General features: G+C 68.2%; 18 protein-coding genes. 12 read left to right on the forward strand and 6 right to left on the reverse strand.

Annotated features, from left to right (window positions below; translation table 11 throughout):
• Nucleotides 1-8: 8 nt before the first annotated feature.
• Complete coding sequence (gene map, locus ACFXIV_RS32505; RefSeq protein ID WP_379402468.1) at nt 9-872, reverse strand: type I methionyl aminopeptidase; 864 nt, start codon at nt 870-872, stop codon at nt 9-11.
• A 128-nt stretch (nt 873-1,000) separates the two neighbouring features.
• Here map and ACFXIV_RS32510 point away from each other — a divergent pair, with 128 nt between their 5' ends.
• On the forward strand, nt 1,001-2,014 hold the full coding sequence (locus tag ACFXIV_RS32510) for an LLM class flavin-dependent oxidoreductase (protein ID WP_379402467.1): 1,014 nt from the start codon (nt 1,001-1,003) through the stop codon (nt 2,012-2,014).
• A gap of 6 nt (nt 2,015-2,020) precedes the next feature.
• Here ACFXIV_RS32510 and ACFXIV_RS32515 read toward each other — a convergent pair whose 3' ends face one another.
• Nucleotides 2,021-2,752 carry a GntR family transcriptional regulator gene (locus ACFXIV_RS32515; RefSeq protein ID WP_379386890.1) on the reverse strand — a complete coding sequence of 244 codons (732 nt, stop codon included), beginning with the start codon at nt 2,750-2,752 and terminating at the stop codon, nt 2,021-2,023.
• Between the two features lie 160 nt (nt 2,753-2,912).
• On the opposite strand from ACFXIV_RS32515, the gene ACFXIV_RS32520 reads away from it, so the two are divergent.
• From ACFXIV_RS32520 to ACFXIV_RS32555, 8 genes are all read left to right on the forward strand, one after another.
• Nucleotides 2,913-4,028 (forward strand): TIGR03364 family FAD-dependent oxidoreductase, encoded by a 1,116-nt coding sequence (locus ACFXIV_RS32520; RefSeq protein ID WP_379402466.1) that lies wholly within the window; start codon nt 2,913-2,915, stop codon nt 4,026-4,028.
• A gap of 25 nt (nt 4,029-4,053) precedes the next feature.
• Nucleotides 4,054-4,740, forward strand: a complete 687-nt coding sequence (locus tag ACFXIV_RS32525; RefSeq protein WP_379402465.1) for a phosphonatase-like hydrolase — start codon at nt 4,054-4,056, stop codon at nt 4,738-4,740.
• Nucleotides 4,741-4,849: 109 nt separating this feature from the next.
• A complete protein-coding gene (locus ACFXIV_RS32530) occupies nt 4,850-5,914 on the forward strand; it encodes a 2-aminoethylphosphonate ABC transporter substrate-binding protein (protein WP_379402463.1) in 1,065 nt (354 codons plus the stop codon).
• A gap of 41 nt (nt 5,915-5,955) precedes the next feature.
• Nucleotides 5,956-7,137 carry an ABC transporter ATP-binding protein gene (locus tag ACFXIV_RS32535; RefSeq protein WP_379402462.1) on the forward strand — a complete coding sequence of 394 codons (1,182 nt, stop codon included), beginning with the start codon at nt 5,956-5,958 and terminating at the stop codon, nt 7,135-7,137.
• The gene (locus ACFXIV_RS32540) at nt 7,134-7,307 is read left to right on the forward strand and encodes a hypothetical protein (protein ID WP_379402460.1); all 174 of its coding nucleotides are present in this window, start codon (nt 7,134-7,136) and stop codon (nt 7,305-7,307) included. Before ACFXIV_RS32535 ends, ACFXIV_RS32540 begins: the two co-directional genes overlap by 4 nt.
• On the forward strand, nt 7,304-8,197 hold the full coding sequence (locus ACFXIV_RS32545) for a 2-aminoethylphosphonate ABC transporter permease subunit (protein WP_379402459.1): 894 nt from the start codon (nt 7,304-7,306) through the stop codon (nt 8,195-8,197). The genes ACFXIV_RS32540 and ACFXIV_RS32545 overlap by 4 nt, the downstream gene beginning before the upstream one ends.
• A gap of 3 nt (nt 8,198-8,200) precedes the next feature.
• On the forward strand, nt 8,201-8,998 hold the full coding sequence (locus tag ACFXIV_RS32550) for an ABC transporter permease subunit (protein WP_379402458.1): 798 nt from the start codon (nt 8,201-8,203) through the stop codon (nt 8,996-8,998).
• A 173-nt stretch (nt 8,999-9,171) separates the two neighbouring features.
• On the forward strand, nt 9,172-10,872 hold the full coding sequence (locus ACFXIV_RS32555; protein WP_379402457.1) for a hypothetical protein: 1,701 nt from the start codon (nt 9,172-9,174) through the stop codon (nt 10,870-10,872).
• Nucleotides 10,873-10,884: 12 nt separating this feature from the next.
• Here ACFXIV_RS32555 and ACFXIV_RS32560 read toward each other — a convergent pair whose 3' ends face one another.
• Both ACFXIV_RS32560 and ACFXIV_RS32565 read right to left on the reverse strand, forming a co-directional pair.
• Nucleotides 10,885-11,238, reverse strand: coding sequence for a hypothetical protein (locus ACFXIV_RS32560; RefSeq protein ID WP_379402455.1), 354 nt, complete (start codon nt 11,236-11,238; stop codon nt 10,885-10,887).
• Entirely contained in the window at nt 11,235-11,717 is a 483-nt protein-coding gene (locus tag ACFXIV_RS32565; RefSeq protein ID WP_379402454.1) for a hypothetical protein, read from the reverse strand. The genes ACFXIV_RS32560 and ACFXIV_RS32565 overlap by 4 nt, the downstream gene beginning before the upstream one ends.
• 277 nt (nt 11,718-11,994) lie before the next feature.
• On the opposite strand from ACFXIV_RS32565, the gene ACFXIV_RS32570 reads away from it, so the two are divergent.
• Complete coding sequence (locus ACFXIV_RS32570; protein WP_379402453.1) at nt 11,995-12,630, forward strand: LysE family translocator; 636 nt, start codon at nt 11,995-11,997, stop codon at nt 12,628-12,630.
• 132 nt (nt 12,631-12,762) lie between these two features.
• Here the strand turns inward: ACFXIV_RS32570 and ACFXIV_RS32575 are convergent, their stop codons facing one another.
• Both ACFXIV_RS32575 and ACFXIV_RS32580 read right to left on the reverse strand, forming a co-directional pair.
• Nucleotides 12,763-13,125, reverse strand: coding sequence for a hypothetical protein (locus tag ACFXIV_RS32575; protein ID WP_379402452.1), 363 nt, complete (start codon nt 13,123-13,125; stop codon nt 12,763-12,765).
• 321 nt (nt 13,126-13,446) lie between these two features.
• A complete protein-coding gene (locus ACFXIV_RS32580; protein ID WP_040859778.1) occupies nt 13,447-13,806 on the reverse strand; it encodes a DUF4254 domain-containing protein in 360 nt (119 codons plus the stop codon).
• Nucleotides 13,807-14,068: 262 nt separating this feature from the next.
• Here ACFXIV_RS32580 and ACFXIV_RS32585 point away from each other — a divergent pair, with 262 nt between their 5' ends.
• Both ACFXIV_RS32585 and ACFXIV_RS32590 read left to right on the forward strand, forming a co-directional pair.
• The gene (locus ACFXIV_RS32585; protein WP_379386563.1) at nt 14,069-14,932 is read left to right on the forward strand and encodes a helix-turn-helix domain-containing protein; all 864 of its coding nucleotides are present in this window, start codon (nt 14,069-14,071) and stop codon (nt 14,930-14,932) included.
• Nucleotides 14,933-15,079: 147 nt separating this feature from the next.
• The gene (locus tag ACFXIV_RS32590; protein WP_379402451.1) at nt 15,080-15,487 is read left to right on the forward strand and encodes an AMP-binding protein; all 408 of its coding nucleotides are present in this window, start codon (nt 15,080-15,082) and stop codon (nt 15,485-15,487) included.
• Nucleotides 15,488-15,508: the final 21 nt, after the last annotated feature.

A 15,508-nucleotide genomic window follows, 5' to 3' on the forward strand; every position in this document is an offset into this window, starting at 1 on the left:
CGCGACTCTCACGGGAGCGTCAGGATCTCTGCGCCGTCGTCGGTGACGACGAGGGTGTGCTCGAACTGGGCGGTCCACTTACGGTCCTTGGTGACCACCGTCCAGCCGTCGTCCCAGATCTCGTAGTCGATGCCGCCCAGGTTGATCATGGGCTCGATGGTGAAGGTCATGCCCGGCTCGATGACCGACTCCACGGCGGGCTGGTCGTAGTGCAGGATGACCAGGCCGGAGTGGAAGGTCGGGCCGACGCCGTGGCCGGTGAAGTCGCGCACCACGCCGTAGCCGAAGCGGTTGGCGTAGGCCTCGATGACGCGGCCGATGACATTGAGCGCGCGGCCCGGCTTGACCGCCTTGATGGCCCGCATGGTGGCCTCCTCGGTGCGTTCGACCAGCAGGCGCACCTCCTCGTCCACATCACCGGCGAGGAAGGTCTTGTTGGTGTCGCCGTGCACGCCGTCTATGTAGGCGGTGACGTCGATATTGACGATGTCGCCGTCCTCGATCACGGTCGAGTCCGGGATGCCGTGGCAGATGACCTCGTTCAGCGAGGTGCAGCAGGACTTGGGAAATCCCTTGTAGCCCAGGGTCGACGGGTACGCGCCGTGGTCGAGCATGTACTCGTGCGCGATCCGGTCCAGCTCGTCGGTGGTGACGCCGGGCGCGACGGCCTTGCCGGCCTCTTCCAGGGCCCGGGCCGCGATCTTGCCCGCGATCCGCATCTTCTCGATGGTCTCCGGGGTCTGCACCCAGGGCTCGTGCCCCTCCTTGGCGGTCTTCTTCCAGACGTACTCGGGTCGCTCGATGTTTTTCGGGACCTCGCGAATGGGCGACTGCGTGCCGGGAACGAGGGGCTTGCGGGTGCGCACAGACATGGGTACCAGACTATCTGCCGGTCCGGATCGCGAGATTCCCAGGTCCAGGTACGGGGGAATTCTTCCGGACCGTGGTCCGTTTATCCTTTCGGTTGACTTGGAAACAAGACTCGAGAGGGGTTCCGGCCGTGGAACTTGGGCTGACGACATTCGCTGAAACTCATCCCGTCGGCGGAGACGGGCCGGTGCCGACCGCGGGCGAGCGGTTGCGGCAGGTGGTCGAGGAGGCAGTGGCCACCGAGCAGGCCGGGCTGGACGTCTACGGCGTCGGTGAGCATCACCGCAAGGACTTCGCCGCGTCCTCGCCGGCCGTCGTGCTGGCGGCCATCGCGTCACGCACCGAACGGATCCAGCTCACCAGCGCGGTGACCGTGCTGAGTTCCGCCGACCCGGTGCGGGCCTTCCAGGACTTCTCGACGCTGGACGGGATTTCGAACGGCCGGGCCGAATTGATGGCCGGGCGTGGGTCGTTCATCGAATCGTTCCCGCTGTTCGGGTACGACCTCAGCGACTACGACGAGCTCTTCGAGGAGAAACTCGCGCTGCTGCTCAAGATCCGCGAGGAGGAGCCGGTCACCTGGTCCGGCAGGTTCCGCGCACCGCTGACCGACGCGATCGTCTACCCGCGCACCGAGAATCGCCCGCTGCCGGTGTGGATCGCGGTGGGCGGCAGCCCCGAATCCGTCGTGCGCGCAGGGCTGCTGGGCCTGCCGCTGGCCATCGCCATCATCGGCGGGCAGCCGGCGCGGTTCAAGCCGCTGGTGGATCTGTATCACCGGGCGCTGGAGGAAGGCGGGCACGAGCCGCAGCCGGTGGCGGTGCACGCACACGGGTATGTCGCCGACACCGACAAGGAAGCCGTCGAGGACTTCTACGCGCCGTACGCGCGGGCCATGTCCGGAATCGGGCGCGAGCGCGGCTGGGGTCCGATGACCCGGCAGCAGTTCGATGCGCTGCGCTCGCAGAGCGGTTCGCTGTTCGTGGGCACGCCGGACCATGTCGCGGAGAAGATCGCCGATGTCCGCGACACGCTCGGGCTGGACCGGTTCATGCTGCACGCCAGCGTGGGCACGCTGCCGCACGAGAAGGTGCTGCACACCATCGAACTGCTGGGCGGAAAGGTTGCCCCGCAGCTCCGCTGATCGGCGTCAGTAATCGGTGAGCCTGGCCTGGAACGCGATGCGGTCGCCGCGGTAGAGCGAGCGCACGCGTTCGATGGGCACGCCTTCACCGTCCACACTGCGGCGGTGCAGCAGCAGCATCGGCAGGGCTGTCGTGCATTCCAGCAGGGCGGCCTCGCGCGGTGAGGCGAGCACGGTTTCGATGCGCTCGGTGGCGACCGCGTAGACCACGCCCATGCCGCGGGTGGCGGCGTACAGCGAGGTCTCCGGGTTGTAGAACTCGCGCAGCACGGCGAAGCGGTCCAGCGGCATCCAGGTGCTCTCCAGGCCGATGCGCTCGCCGTCGGCGAGCAGGATGCGCTCCAGATGCATGACCGGCGTGCCGGGTTCGAGCGCGAGGTCCTGGGCGGTGTCCTTGTCCGCCGGGATATCGGTCCATTCGACGAGCAGACGGCCGGGTTTGCGGCCGAACTTGATCGCGCCCTCGGTGTAGGAGCGCAGCGACAGGGGCTGCACCATCTTCGGGCGCGAGACCACCGTGCCGCGGCCCTGACGGCGAATACGGCCTTCCACCAAGAGTTCTCGCACGGCCTGACGCACGGTTTCGCGAGCGACGCCGCAGCGCAGGGCCAGTTCGCGTTCCGAGGGCAGCGGGTCACCCTCGGAGAGTTCGGTGAGCAGCGCCTCGAGTTCCGCGCGCACGCGGTACGACTTCGGCAGGCGCGCGTTCGGCGCGGAATCGGTTCCGGCGCCGGGCATTTCGCCCAGCGGACGGCCTGGCTCCACCTGGTCTTCCACCCCGGCAGCCTCCCTCGTGTCCATGACCCCAGCCTACACACGATTGGTCTATACCAATTATTAACCTACCGTTTCCACACGAAACACTCGTAGGTCTAGACCATTGCTCAGGATGATTCCCATGCGATTGGTCATCATCGGCGGAGGGATCCTCGGTACCGCCCACGCTCTGGCCGCCATCCGGCGCGGCCACCACGTCATCCAGCTCGAACGCGAGGTCGAAGCCCGCGGCGCGACCGTGCGCAACTTCGGTCTGGTGTGGGTATCGGGGCGCAGCGCACACGAATTGGAGCTCACCCTGCGCTCGCGGCAGCTGTGGGAGGAGATCGGCGGCCAGGTCCCCGGCGTCGGCTTCCGCCCGGCCGGTTCCCTCACGCTGGTGCGCTCGGAGAACGAGCTCGCGGTGGCCGAGGCCGCCGCGGCCCACCCCTCGGCCGCCGAACGCGGCTTCGAACTGCTCGACGTCGACCGGGTGCGCGCGCTGAACCCCGCGCTGCGCGGCAAATTCGTTGCAGGCCTGCACTGTTCGACCGATGCCGCCGTGGAGTCCCGGCAGGCGCTGCCCGCCCTGCGGCGCTACATGGAGGCCAGCGAACGCTACGCCTTCTTCGCCGGCACCGAGGCCCGCGCCGTCACCGGCACCACCGTGATCGACGACCGCGGCCGCCGCCACGAGGGCGATCTGGTGCTGGTCTGCCCGGGCGCCGCGCACACCGGCCTGACCCGCGAACTGGTGGGCGACATTCCGGTGCGCCGGGTGCGACTGCAGATGATGCAGACCGCTCCCCTGGGCGAACCGCTCACCACCGCCATCGCCGACGGCGACAGCTTCCGCTACTACCCGGCCTTCGCCGGACCGGAGCTGGACCGGCTCAATCGTGAACAGGCGCAGCCGTTCACGGCCGCCCAGCACAAGATGCAGCTGCTGGCCGTGCAGCGCCTGCACGGCGGGCTCACCATCGGAGACACCCACGAGTACGACGAACCGTTCACCTTCGACGTGGACGAGGCCCCCTACGAGCACCTCACCGGCGTGATGGAGGAACTACTGGGCCGCAAGCTGCCGCCGATCGTGCGGCGCTGGGCGGGCGTGTACAGCCAGTCCATCGATCCGGGCACCATCGTCACCCGCGCACAGGCGGCCGACGGCGTCTGGGTCGTCACCGGTCCGGGTGGCCGCGGCATGACCCTCGGCCCCGCCCTCGGCGAAGAGACCGCCGACCTCCTCTCGCTCTGAGACCTCCTCGACCAAAGGAATCACCGTGTCCGACAAGCAGATCGAACTCGCTGTCCTCGATATGGCGGGCACCACCGTCGCCGACGACGGGCTGGTCGAGCGGGCGTTCGAGGCGGCCATCACCGCCGCGGGCGTGCCCGCCGCGGGCCCGGAGCGCGAGGCGGCCCGCACCTTCGTGCAGGACACCATGGGCCAGTCCAAGATCTGGTGCTTCCGCACCCTGCTCGGCGACGAGGACCGCGCCCAGCTGGCCAACCGCGCCTTCGAGGCCGCCTACGCGAAATTCGCCGAGGCGGGCGTGAGCCCGATTCCCGGTGCCGCAGAGGCCATTTCGGCGCTGCGGGCGGCGGGCATCAAGGTGGCGCTGACCACCGGGTTCAGCCGCGAGACCCAGGACAGGCTGCTGAACGCGCTGGGCTGGAACGACATCGCCGATCTGGCTCTGGTCCCCTCCGACGCCGGGCGCGGCCGCCCCTACCCCGACATGGTGCTCACCGCCGTGCTGCGGCTGGAAGCCGATGCCGTGGATCGCGTTGCGGTGCTGGGTGATACGTCCAGCGATATCGCCACCGGCCTGGCCGCGGGCGCGCGCATCGTCGCGGGCACGCTGACCGGCGCGCACACCGAGGAGCAGCTGCGGGCCGCGGGAGCGACCCACGTGGTGCCGTCGGTCACCGAATTCGCGCAGCTGCTGCTGGCCGAGCGCGGCTAGAGAATTCCGCCGCCCGGGCGCGCCTCGCCCGGGCGGCGGAGTACCCCCATCCCTTCAATTCCACCCAGTCTTCGACTCGACCGTCCCCTGAACCGAAAGTGCAGTCACCGTGCGTATTTCGAACAACCGCCTCGCACGCAACATCGCCCGCACCGCTCTCATCCTGACCTCCGCCACCGCGGTCGCCTTCAGCCTGACCGCCTGCGGCGGCACCGGCAGCGACTCGAAGGACGGCAAGACGGTCACCGTCTACTCCGTCGATGGCCTCGGCGACTGGTACAAGCCCGTCTTCGAGAAGTTCAAGGCGCAGACCGGCATCTCGGTCAACGAGGTGGAGGCCGGCTCCGGCGAGGTCGTCAGCCGGGTGGAGAAGGAACAGTCCAACCCGCAGGCCGACCTGGTCGTCACCCTGCCGCCGTTCATGCAGAAGGCCGACAAGTCCGGGCTGCTGCAGGCCAGCGGCGTGGACACCGGCGCGGTCGCCGCCGCCGACAAGGACGCCAACGGCAAGTGGGTTTCCCTGGCGGGCAACTACCTGTGCTTCATCGCCAACCCGTCGGTCGACGCCACCAAGCTGACCTGGGACGACCTGCTCAGGCCCGACTACAAGGGCAAGCTGCAGTACTCCACCCCCGGCCAGGCCGGTGACGGCACCGCGGTGCTGGTGCTGCTGCAGCAGCTCATGGGCAAGCAGGGCGCGCTGGACTATCTGGCCAAGCTGCAGGCCAACAATGTCGGCCCGTCCTCCTCCACCGGCAAGCTGCAGGCCAAGGTGGACAAGGGCGAGATCCTCATCGCCAACGGCGATGTGCAGATGAACCTGCAGAGCGTCAAGAGCGGCTCCAAGTTCAACGTCTTCTTCCCGGCGTCCGCCGACGGCAAGAAGTCGACCGTCTCGCTGCCCTACCTGATGGGCATGGCCAAGGGCGCGCCGCATTCGGACGCGGCCAAGAAGCTGATGGAGTTCCTGCTCTCGGCCGACGTGCAGAAGTCGCTGCCCGACACCTTCGCCATCCCGTCCCGCACGGATCTGGCGAACGCCCCGGCCACCGGCAACGGTCCGTCCCCGGCCTCGACCATCAAGGACGTGACCGTCCTGCACCCCGACTGGACCTCCGTGCTCGACAACCTCGACGCCGACGTGGCCGCCTACACCAAGGCCACCGGTAGCTAGCGCACGGCGTCAGTCCGATACCAGCCCCAGGAGCAGCAACCATGTCCTCCGCGTTGACGACATCGACGGTGGCCGGCGAGACCACCGACGAACCGGCCATCGTGTTCGACCGGGTCGGAGTCACCTACGGCCGCGGCCGTAAATCCACTGTGGCACTGGCCGATTTCAACCTGCGGGTGGCCGCGGGGGAAACGGTCGCGCTCCTGGGGCCCAGCGGTTCCGGCAAGTCCACCGCGCTCAAGGCGCTGGCCGGGTTCGTCCGGCCCACCTCGGGCGCGGTGCGGCTGGCCGGCCGCGACGTCACCGACCTCTCCCCCGCCAAGCGCGGCATCGGGGTGGTGGTGCAGTCCTACGCGCTGTTCCCGCACATGCGGGTGCACGACAATGTGGCCTTCGGGCTGAAGGCACATCGCGTGCCGCGCAACGAGATCGGGGCCCGGGTGACCGAGGCCCTGGACATGGTCGGCATGGGCGCCTACGCCGAGCGGCTGCCGCGCGAGCTGTCCGGTGGGCAGCAGCAGCGCGTCGCCATCGCGCGGGCGCTCGCCATCCGGCCCCGGGTACTGCTGCTCGACGAGCCCCTCGCGGCACTGGACGCGCAATTGCGCCAGAACATGCTCGGCGAGCTGCAGCAGTTGCGAAAGGCCTTGCCGGACACGGCGATGCTGTACGTGACCCACGACCAGGCCGAGGCGCTCGCGCTGGCCGACCGGATCGCGGTCATGCGCGACGCACGGCTGGTCGACATCGATACCGCGCACAAACTGTGGCAGCAGCCCGCCACCGAATTCACCGCGTCCTTCCTGGGCGGCGCGAATCTGCTGGCCTGCGCGGTCAAACACGTCTCCGGCACCGCCGCGCTGGTGACCGTCGGCGAGCACACGCTGCGCGCGGACGCGCCGCCGCCCGGCGTGGGACGCCCGGACTGGCAACCGAATGCCGACGCCCAGTTGTGCGTCCGGCCGCACACCGTGCGCATCGTGCCGCTCACGGAACGAGATGCGCTGCGCGCCACCGTGATCACCAGCGTCTGGAAGGGCGCCTCGACCCGGCTGCACCTCGATGTGGCGGGCATCCCCGCCGAGCTCACCGCGGATGTCCTGGGCCACACCGAGATCGCGCCCGGCGACCACATCGGCGTGCGCTTCCCCGACCCGGCCGGGGTGCTCATCCCGCCGGGCATCGGCACCGACTCCGCCGCCGACAGCGAGGTCCGCGCATGACCGCCCCGCTGACCCGTCAAGCGACGGGTGAATTCGCCTATGCCGCAGTGACATCGCGCCCGCTGCGGGAAGAACGGCGGACGGTGTCGCGACGGCGCGCGGTGACCGCCGACGAGGGGTCCGAGCTGTTCGCCGGGTCGGCCGCAGCACAGGACGGGAGGCCGTCGTGACCGCGCTGCTCGAATCTCCTTCCGCGGCAGAGGCTCCCGGGACTCGCGAGCCGGGACGGTCGTGGCAGCCGGTGCTGTGGACACTGCCGCCGGTGCTGACGGTGCTGCTGATCGCGGTGTATCCGATCGTGCGGGTGCTGCTGGAGTCGACCGAGACCAAGTCCGGGCGAGGGGTCGGGACCTGGTCGGCGGTGCTGGCCGAAGAGTCGTTCCGGAATGCGCTGCTGCGCACCGTGACCATCGCGGTCAGCTCGACCATCGGCTGCCTGCTGCTGGGGACATTCCTGGCGATCGTGCTGGCATTCGTGCCGTTTCCGGGTTCGCAGCTGGTGGGTCGGCTCATCGACTCGGTGCTGACACTGCCGTCCTTTCTCGTGACACTGGCCTTCACGTTCCTGTACGGGACAGCGGGGGCGGTGAACGCGCTCATCAACCAGATCACCGGTGGTACGCGGCCGGTGGTGAACTTCCTCAGCACGCCCTGGGGCGTGATCCTCGCCGAGGTCACCTTCTTCACGCCGTTCGTGGTGCGGCCGCTGCTGGCCGCGTTCGCGCAGCTGCCGCGCGAACAGCTGGATGTGGCCTCCAGTCTGGGCGCGTCGCCGTGGCGGGTGCTGGCACAGGTGGTGATGCCGGAGGCATGGCCCGCGCTGGCGGCGGGTGGCAGCCTCACACTGCTGTTGACCCTCAACGAATTCGGCATCGTGCTGTTCACCGGGGCCAAGGGTGTCATCACGCTGCCCGCGCTGATCTACACGCGCGGCATCGTCACCTTCGATCTGCCGGGGGCCGCGGTGCTGGCCTCGGTGCAGGTATTGCTGTCGCTCGGCCTGTATCTCGGATACCGACTGCTGTTCGCGCGCCTCACCGGTGCGCGGAAGGAGAGCTGAACCATGCTGGTGTGGACCAGGCGCGGGCGGGCCGCCGTGCTCGCCGTGTTCGGGGTCGTGGTGGCCGTGGTGTTCGTGGCGCCCATCGCGACCGTGGTGGCGGCGGCACTGGCCGGACGCTGGAACGGGCCGCTGCCCTCGCAGCTGGGGTTCGCGAACTTCTCCCGGGCGCTGTCGGGCGAGGAGTCCGCGAGCCTGTCGGTGAGCCTGCAGACCGCGCTGCTGGCGGGACTGCTCTCGCTGGCGCTGGGCACCTGGGCGGCGCTGGCGTCGATGGAGGCGCCCGGCTGGCTGCGGCGGCTCACCGACGCGGTGTTCCACGTACCGGTCGCGGTGCCGTCGGTGGCGATCGGCCTGGGCGTGCTCATCACCTTCAACGAGCGGCCGCTGCTGCTGGGCGGGACCAAATGGATCGTGATCCTGGCGCATACGGTGCTCGTGCTGGCCTACGCCTTCAGCGGGGTCTCCGCGGCGCTGGACCGGCTCGACCCCGGCTACCGGCAGGCCGCCGAATCGCTCGGCGCCGGACCGGCGCGGGTCCTGTTCCGGATCACGCTGCCGCTGCTGCTGCCCGCGCTCGGCGCGGCGGCGGGGCTGGCCATCGCACTGTCCATGGGTGAGCTGGGGGCAACCATCATGGTCTACCCCGCGACCTGGAAAACCCTGCCGGTGGCCATTTTCGCGGCCACCGACCGCGGCGAAGTCTTCGATGCCGCGGCCAGTACCACGCTGCTGGTTCTTGTCACCCTCCTCGCCCTGATGATCCTGGGCCGCTTGAAAGGTCGTGCGGCGCTGCGCTGACTGCCGGGTCAGCTTTCGGGTCGACCGCACCACACCGCTGACCGCGAATGAGGGGACGGTCAGCGGTGTCTTGCGTTTATTGCCGGGCGTGGCGGACAGTTGAACGGTTAGGCTCGCCGGGTTGTCGGGTTCGTTCGCGTTGTCGGAGTTACTGCTCGGGCGGGGGTAGTTCGATGGTGGTCGTAGCAGGGTTGTCCGGTGAGTCCTATGACGTGGACAACGAACCGTTCTATACAGCGGGCAGCCGGTCGGTGCAGTACCTGTGCCGGGATCCGCGTGGGCAGCAGCGGCTCTACAAGCTGTACCGGACTCCGGTCACCGGTCCCGACGCCATCGAATCGGCCCGGCAGGCCATGCTCTTCGGGCGGCAGACGGTCCTCGCCGCCGAGGCCGCGGGCGGATCCACCGGGGACGCCGCCGAGGCGGTGAACTGGCCGATCGATCTGGTGCTGCACGAGGGGATGCTGGCCGGGACCGTGCTGCCGTTGATTCCCATGGACTTCCTGCAGCCGGACGGGCGGCCGCGCACGCTGGATCAGCTGTGGGCCGCGCCCGGGCAGGTGGCGTCGTATTTCCGGGCCGGACTGGCGATCCGGCTGAGCGACATCGCGCGGGTGGTCGAGGAACGGCAATTCGTGCACGGGGACCTGTCCGCCAAGAACGTGCTGTGGCAGCCGGCCGCGCCGCTGGCGTACGTCATCGACACGGCCGGGCCGGCGACGCTCGACGCGGCCCACGACCGGTTCAAGGATCGGTACGACCTGGCGGTGCTGGTGTATCGGACGTTGCTGCCGGATGCCGGGGCGGGGGCGCCCGGTGCGCCGTGGCAGCCGTCCGGGGTGCCCGCCGATCTCGATCCGCGGGTGCGGGCGCTGTTCGACCGGGCCTTCGGCAATGGCGGATTCGGGCCGGACGCCCGGCCCTCCGCGACGGAGTGGAGCGACACGCTGCGGGCGGTGTATCTGACGCCCGACGGCGCGAACTATGTGCCCGAGGCGCTGGCGGTGCTGGATCGGCACGCCGGGCAGCCGGCCAGTGCGCCCGCCATGCCGACGGTGGCGTTCGGCCCGCCGACCACGCCGAGCCCGCCGACCGGTTGGTCCACGCCACCGCAGCCGGTGGCGTATTCGACTGCACCGCAGTCCAATTCGGCGAACACGGCACTCAAGGTGATCCTCGGCGTCCTGCTGGTGGTGCTGGTCATCGCCATCGCGGTGGGCGCGGTGGTGCTCACCGGCAAGGACTCCAACAAGAACTCGGCCGCCGGCACCTCCACGACCACTACCACCACGACGGCGCCGCCGACCAGCACCACCGCGGGCTTCGACAAGAACACCCTCAACAAGCAGTCCACCGACAAGACGCCGTTCACCGCGGACGCCCTACTGCCACAGAGCTTCACCGACAGCAAGGGCGTGGTGTTCACCCGTCACTCGTTCGGCCCCAAGGACTGCGTCTCCAGCAATATGTCGCAGAACGTGAAGACGGCGCTGCAGAACAACAAGTGCCAGCAGATGATGACCGGCGTCTACCTCGACGCCTCCGAGAAGATCCTGACCTCCATCGAGGTCTTCGCCTTCCCCTCCAACACCGAGGCCGAAACCCTCTACAACGGCCTCAAGGGCCAGGACCAGATCTGGGACGTCTGGTGCCCCACCCAGGGCGTCGGCTCCAGCGTCTGCCAAGCCAACACCGACACCCTCTTCAAGGCCACCTACTCCAGCTGGGGCAGCCAGGAATACCGCTACCTCTACGAGTCCTACTCCCTCTACATCAACCTCGCAGTCGACTCCTCCCTCGAACCCAACCTCGAGGCCCCCTCCCGCACCATCCTCAACCTGGTAGGCCCCGACAACTACTGGAAAGACCGCTAACCCCAACCCATCTCAATCGGTGAGCTTGGGATGCCCCGTGCCGGCGTGCATGATCCAAACGGTCCGCTTGTCATCGTCGATCAGGTACCAGATGCGGCCACCGCCGGTCACCTCGTACTGCCAGCGCTCCAAGGTAGCCCCCTTCCACAGCGCTGATCCCAGTGCGCCCTTGAGACGGTGGTGCCGGTCCGGATTCGCAGTGGACCGCGGATCGTCGCGAATCGTGTCGAATGCACGGCGCAGGTTGGCCGCGGCCTGTCGAGTAAGGTCCTCCCATCCGGCAACGGCTTCGGTTGTGGCGAAACGGATTTCATATTCCGGGTCGATGGCAGGCGGGGCGGCGCGATCACCTCGCTTGGGACTCACTCGTCGCCCCCGGGAAGGTCCGGCGGTTCGACCGCACCCAGATCGCCTTCGGGCTCGCGAGTCAGGAGCGCCAGCAGGGCGGGGTCCGCATGGATTTCCGCGGTGTGCCGCCATTGATTCAGCAGGGTGGCGAGGGGGGCCAGGTTCTCCAGCGACGCGGCACCCTGCGCCACCGCTACCAGCTCGGTCACAAACCGATCGACGTCCGAATCCGGCAGGAATGTCACCCACGGCAACGCGTCGGGCAGCACCTCCCGGACCGCGTCCGCACCCAGACGCCGGACCAGCCCGGCCAGCAACCGGGACGTGAAATCGACGACCGCTCCCTCGGCATCCAACTGCTCCACCCGCATCAGCGCCAGATCACCGGCATCGCGCCGCCGCAACCGCAGCGCGCGGACCCGCTCCAACCGGCCGGCGGTCACCGCCGGCTTGTGTAGCAAATCGCTGAAGGGAACCACGTCATAGGCAGCGCTCATAACATCCACACTACCTCGGATGTCTGACAATCGGCTGTTGATCAGGTGAAATGCGACCTGGATCGGCGACGCCACCACGGGATGTCCGCAAGTCTCTGCGGCGGGGCGCCGGCGGGACCAGTTCATTCGCGTGCACGCGCAGGCCTCGGAGTGGAGAGCGGTGGGCTGCCGAGCGGCGGTCGAGCGTGGCTACTACCGGAGGAGCTCGACGGATAGATCATCAGCGGGGCAACGGTTTTCGGCACTCATGGCCGTTGCGGGCCGTTACCCTGGGGTGATGGTGCCTGTGTCGCATGTGGTGGCATTCGGGGTGGCGGCGGTGATCCTGATTGTGATTCCGGGGCCCAATGTGATGTTCGCGGTGGGGCGGGCGCTGGTGTTGGGGCGGCGGGCGGCGGTGTTGTCGGTGGTGGGGACAGGGGCGGGGACTGTGGTGTGTTTGGTGGGGGCGGCGGTGGGGTTGGGGGCGTTGTTGATGGCCTGGGCGATGTTGTTTCTGGTGGTGAAGATCGCGGGGGCGGTGTATTTGATCTGGTTGGGGGGCATGGCTATTCGGGGACGGCGGAAGCTCGGGGAGAGTTTGCGGGCGGGAGTGCCGGAGGGGGCGGAGCGGCGGGTGGTGTGGCAGGGGTTCGTGGTGGGGGCGACGAATCCGAAGACGGTGGTGTTCTTCGCGGCGGTGCTGCCGCAGTTCGCGGTGCCCGCCAACGGGTGGCTGCCGGTGCAGTTCCTGGTGCTGGGGGCGATCTTCCCGGTGCTGCAGGTGCTTTCGGATGTGGTGTGGGCGCTCGGTGCGGCGTCGGCGCGCGAGTGGTTCGTGCGCTCACCGCGGCGGCTGGAGGCGGTGGGGGCCACCGGCGGCGCGATGATCATCGGGGTGGGGACGACGGTGGCGTTCTCCGGGAACGGATGAGATCGGCTGCGGCGGAACGGGTTGGCGGTCCACCGACGGCGCCGGATCCGGACGACAAGAATTGGGCCGGTACCCGTTCGACGGATACCGGCCCAACCTTCTCCGGGTGAGGGATCAACAAGACCCGAAGTCTCAGAGGCCGGCGGAGGCGGCCAGCAGGGTGCGCGAACAGGTGGCGTCGGTGGCCTCGATAAGGCCGGCGGCCAGCAGGTAGGCGGCGGCCATGTCGAGGGCGGAGTGCTGCAGGGCGGTCAGGGCCTCGGTGAGCTGGCGGCCCTTGTGTTCGAAGCCGCGCCGGAGTTGGTGGGCGGAGTCGAAATCCCCGAAGCCGGTGAGGGTGTGAGTATCGTGGCTGTGCTCGATTTGCGGGTCCAGTGCGTCTGCGAACCGCAGGAAGTGTGCGGCGCAGTTACGCGCCGCCCCCACCTCCAGGCGGAATGTGCCGTCCTGGGCCCGCCGGTAGAGCTCGGTGGCCGTGCCCTCGCCCGTGTTCATGACGAACTCCCTCCCTCGAAATGTGAAACGCCGTATTACACCCGCGATTTTGTGAATCCGCCGCCATGTGAATGAAACATGGCGTGAACAAAAACCGCGCGGATGGTTTTGGGGCGCTCCGCGATTTATCCAGGGCGGGCGTGCCGCGCCAGTCGACCACGCGGCACGCCGGGCGGGGCGCCCCGTTGCGCCCGCCGTATCGGGCGGGCGACGTCCTACAGTTCGAGCGACCTATTGGTCCGATAGCACGACTCGGCTGACGTCACCGCTGACGATCAACGATTCGGTGGCAATACATCAATTGTGTCAATGCATTTGGAATCATTGTTCTGGTAAACGGCGGCGGCCACCGGCCACGTCGATTACGAGATCAGTGTAGCCGTCCACCAGTTCGGCCAGGTGGTACCAGTGTTTATGGGTGTTATCACTGGCCGCGCCCTCGTGATCGATCACCTGATTGGCCTCCACCCAGCTCCGGGCCATGCGGTCGACGACCGCGCCCAGGCTCTCGGTGTGCAGCGTGGCGCCGTTGCGGTGTTGCGGCAGTTCCTGTTCCACCCAATCATTGATATCGTCAACGAGTTCGCTGCGGCGACAATCGATCTCGCTGACCATCATGGGATCCCGTACCTGGCCGCGACGTTCGTGCAGTTCGGCGAGAGCGTGCGCCGACCGTAGCAACACTCGATCTTGAAATCGCCTCCCCTGGAAGGCACAGAGCAATTGCGGAGCGGTCGGCAGGACGCCGGCTATCGACATGGTCATCGAGACTCCCTATACGCACCCGACAGCATCACTAATCGCACCAACATGATTGGTCTCCGGATTCAGCTATACCGGTCATCGGATCGGTTGTTCACGAATAGGCTAGCTGGATCATGCTCTTACAAATGCAAGAACGCAATACTGCGTTCTAGCAAGTGCGACAAGGGAAAGGGTTGTCATGGCAGGCAAGCGCACCGTGCTCACTGTCCGTTTGCGGCGGCTCGCCGCGATGCTGCACGAGATGCGCGAGAACGCGCAGCTCAGCAAAGAAGTGGTCAGCGCCAAGACCGGCATCAACGTGACCACCCTCTACCGCATCGAAACCGCTCAGGCCAGGCCCCAGCGCCGCACCCTGACGGCCATGCTGGACCTCTACGGCATCGGCGAGCCGCAACGTTCAGATGCCTTGCAGTTGCTGGTGGATGCGCTCCGCCCAGGCATGGCACGGTCTTTCGAGGATGCGGTGTCGGAGGTCTACGGCGCCTACATCAACTTCGAAGCCGAGGCGCTCTCGGCTCGGTTCTTCCAGTCCACCTATATCCCCGGCCTGCTACAGACCGAGGCGTACGCGAACGCGGTCTACCAGACCACCATGCCCAAGATCTCGGATCAGGTTATCGAGCAACGCATCCGGGCGCGCCAGGAGCGGGCCAAGGTGCTCACCAAGGACGATCCGCTGGAGCTGTGGGTGGTGCTGGACGAGGCCGTCATCCGCCGGCTGGTGGGCGGCCCGGAGGTGATGTTCCAGCAGTTCACCCTGCTGCTGGAGCACACCGAGAAGCGCAATGTGATCCTGCAGATCCTGCCCTTCGACGCCGGCGCGCACCCGGGCATGCTCGGCTCCTTCACGCTGCTGGACTTCCCGGACCCCGCGGACCCAGAGCTGGTCTACGTGGAGGGCATCGCCAGTGACGAGCTGATCGAGGGCCACCCGGAGGTGCGCCGCTACGGCGTGATGTTCGACCAGCTCCGGGCCATGGCGTTGAGCCCGCGCGACTCCATCGCCATGATCTCCCAGACCATGGAGGGCCTGGGCGGCTGATCTTCCACCCACCCCAGGGTGGGTTCACCCGCACCCTCGGAGCGGGTTCCGGCAGCACTGTGGTCGCTATCGGCCACGGCGTGCGGCGGCGACAGTAGATACATACCGAACGCCACCGCAAGCGCCCCTCCGAGAGGATGATGTTCGATGTGCAAGCCGGTCGAATCGCCCGCCGCCATCGCGATGACCGCCGCCGACTGCGAACTCAGCTACGCCGAACTGGATCGCTGGAGCAACCGCCTCGCGCGCATGCTGCTGCGGCTCGGAGCCCACCCGGGGGCCCGCATCGCGATCGCGGAGACCCCGCAGCTGGAGGCCGCGGTGGCCCGTCTGGCCATCACCAAGATCGGCGCGATTCCGGTGCCGCTCACCACCGAAACCACGGTGGCCCGTGCCGATTTCGGCGTCACCACCAAGGACGGCCGGGAGCGGATCACCGATCCGAGCCGCTGGCTGGTGCTCGACGACCGGTCCACGCTGGTGCAGTACCTCACCGGCTCGGACGCCCCGCTCACCGCGGCGGAACTGCCGCCGGCACGGGAGGCTGCAGCCTGACCGTACCGAATCATCATCGCC

The sequence above is a fragment of the Nocardia sp. NPDC059236 genome, from assembly GCF_042754085.1.
In the GTDB taxonomy this organism is placed as follows: domain Bacteria; phylum Actinomycetota; class Actinomycetes; order Mycobacteriales; family Mycobacteriaceae; genus Nocardia.

Excerpts from the sequence above, each read along its gene's own strand:
- ACFXIV_RS32555 (WP_379402457.1), top strand. The coding sequence starts at position 9,172 with ATGGTGGTCGTAGCAGGGTTGTCCGGTGAGTCCTATGACGTGGACAAC.
- ACFXIV_RS32590 (WP_379402451.1), top strand. The coding sequence starts at position 15,080 with ATGTGCAAGCCGGTCGAATCGCCCGCCGCCATCGCGATGACCGCCGCC.
- ACFXIV_RS32575 (WP_379402452.1), bottom strand. The coding sequence starts at position 13,125 with ATGAACACGGGCGAGGGCACGGCCACCGAGCTCTACCGGCGGGCCCAG.
- ACFXIV_RS32535 (WP_379402462.1), top strand. The coding sequence starts at position 5,956 with ATGTCCTCCGCGTTGACGACATCGACGGTGGCCGGCGAGACCACCGAC.
- ACFXIV_RS32515 (WP_379386890.1), bottom strand. The coding sequence starts at position 2,752 with ATGCCCGGCGCCGGAACCGATTCCGCGCCGAACGCGCGCCTGCCGAAG.
- ACFXIV_RS32570 (WP_379402453.1), top strand. The coding sequence starts at position 11,995 with ATGGTGCCTGTGTCGCATGTGGTGGCATTCGGGGTGGCGGCGGTGATC.
- ACFXIV_RS32540 (WP_379402460.1), top strand. The coding sequence starts at position 7,134 with ATGACCGCCCCGCTGACCCGTCAAGCGACGGGTGAATTCGCCTATGCC.
- map (WP_379402468.1), bottom strand. The coding sequence starts at position 872 with ATGTCTGTGCGCACCCGCAAGCCCCTCGTTCCCGGCACGCAGTCGCCC.
- ACFXIV_RS32520 (WP_379402466.1), top strand. The coding sequence starts at position 2,913 with ATGCGATTGGTCATCATCGGCGGAGGGATCCTCGGTACCGCCCACGCT.
- ACFXIV_RS32550 (WP_379402458.1), top strand. The coding sequence starts at position 8,201 with ATGCTGGTGTGGACCAGGCGCGGGCGGGCCGCCGTGCTCGCCGTGTTC.
- ACFXIV_RS32565 (WP_379402454.1), bottom strand. The coding sequence starts at position 11,717 with ATGAGCGCTGCCTATGACGTGGTTCCCTTCAGCGATTTGCTACACAAG.
- ACFXIV_RS32585 (WP_379386563.1), top strand. The coding sequence starts at position 14,069 with ATGGCAGGCAAGCGCACCGTGCTCACTGTCCGTTTGCGGCGGCTCGCC.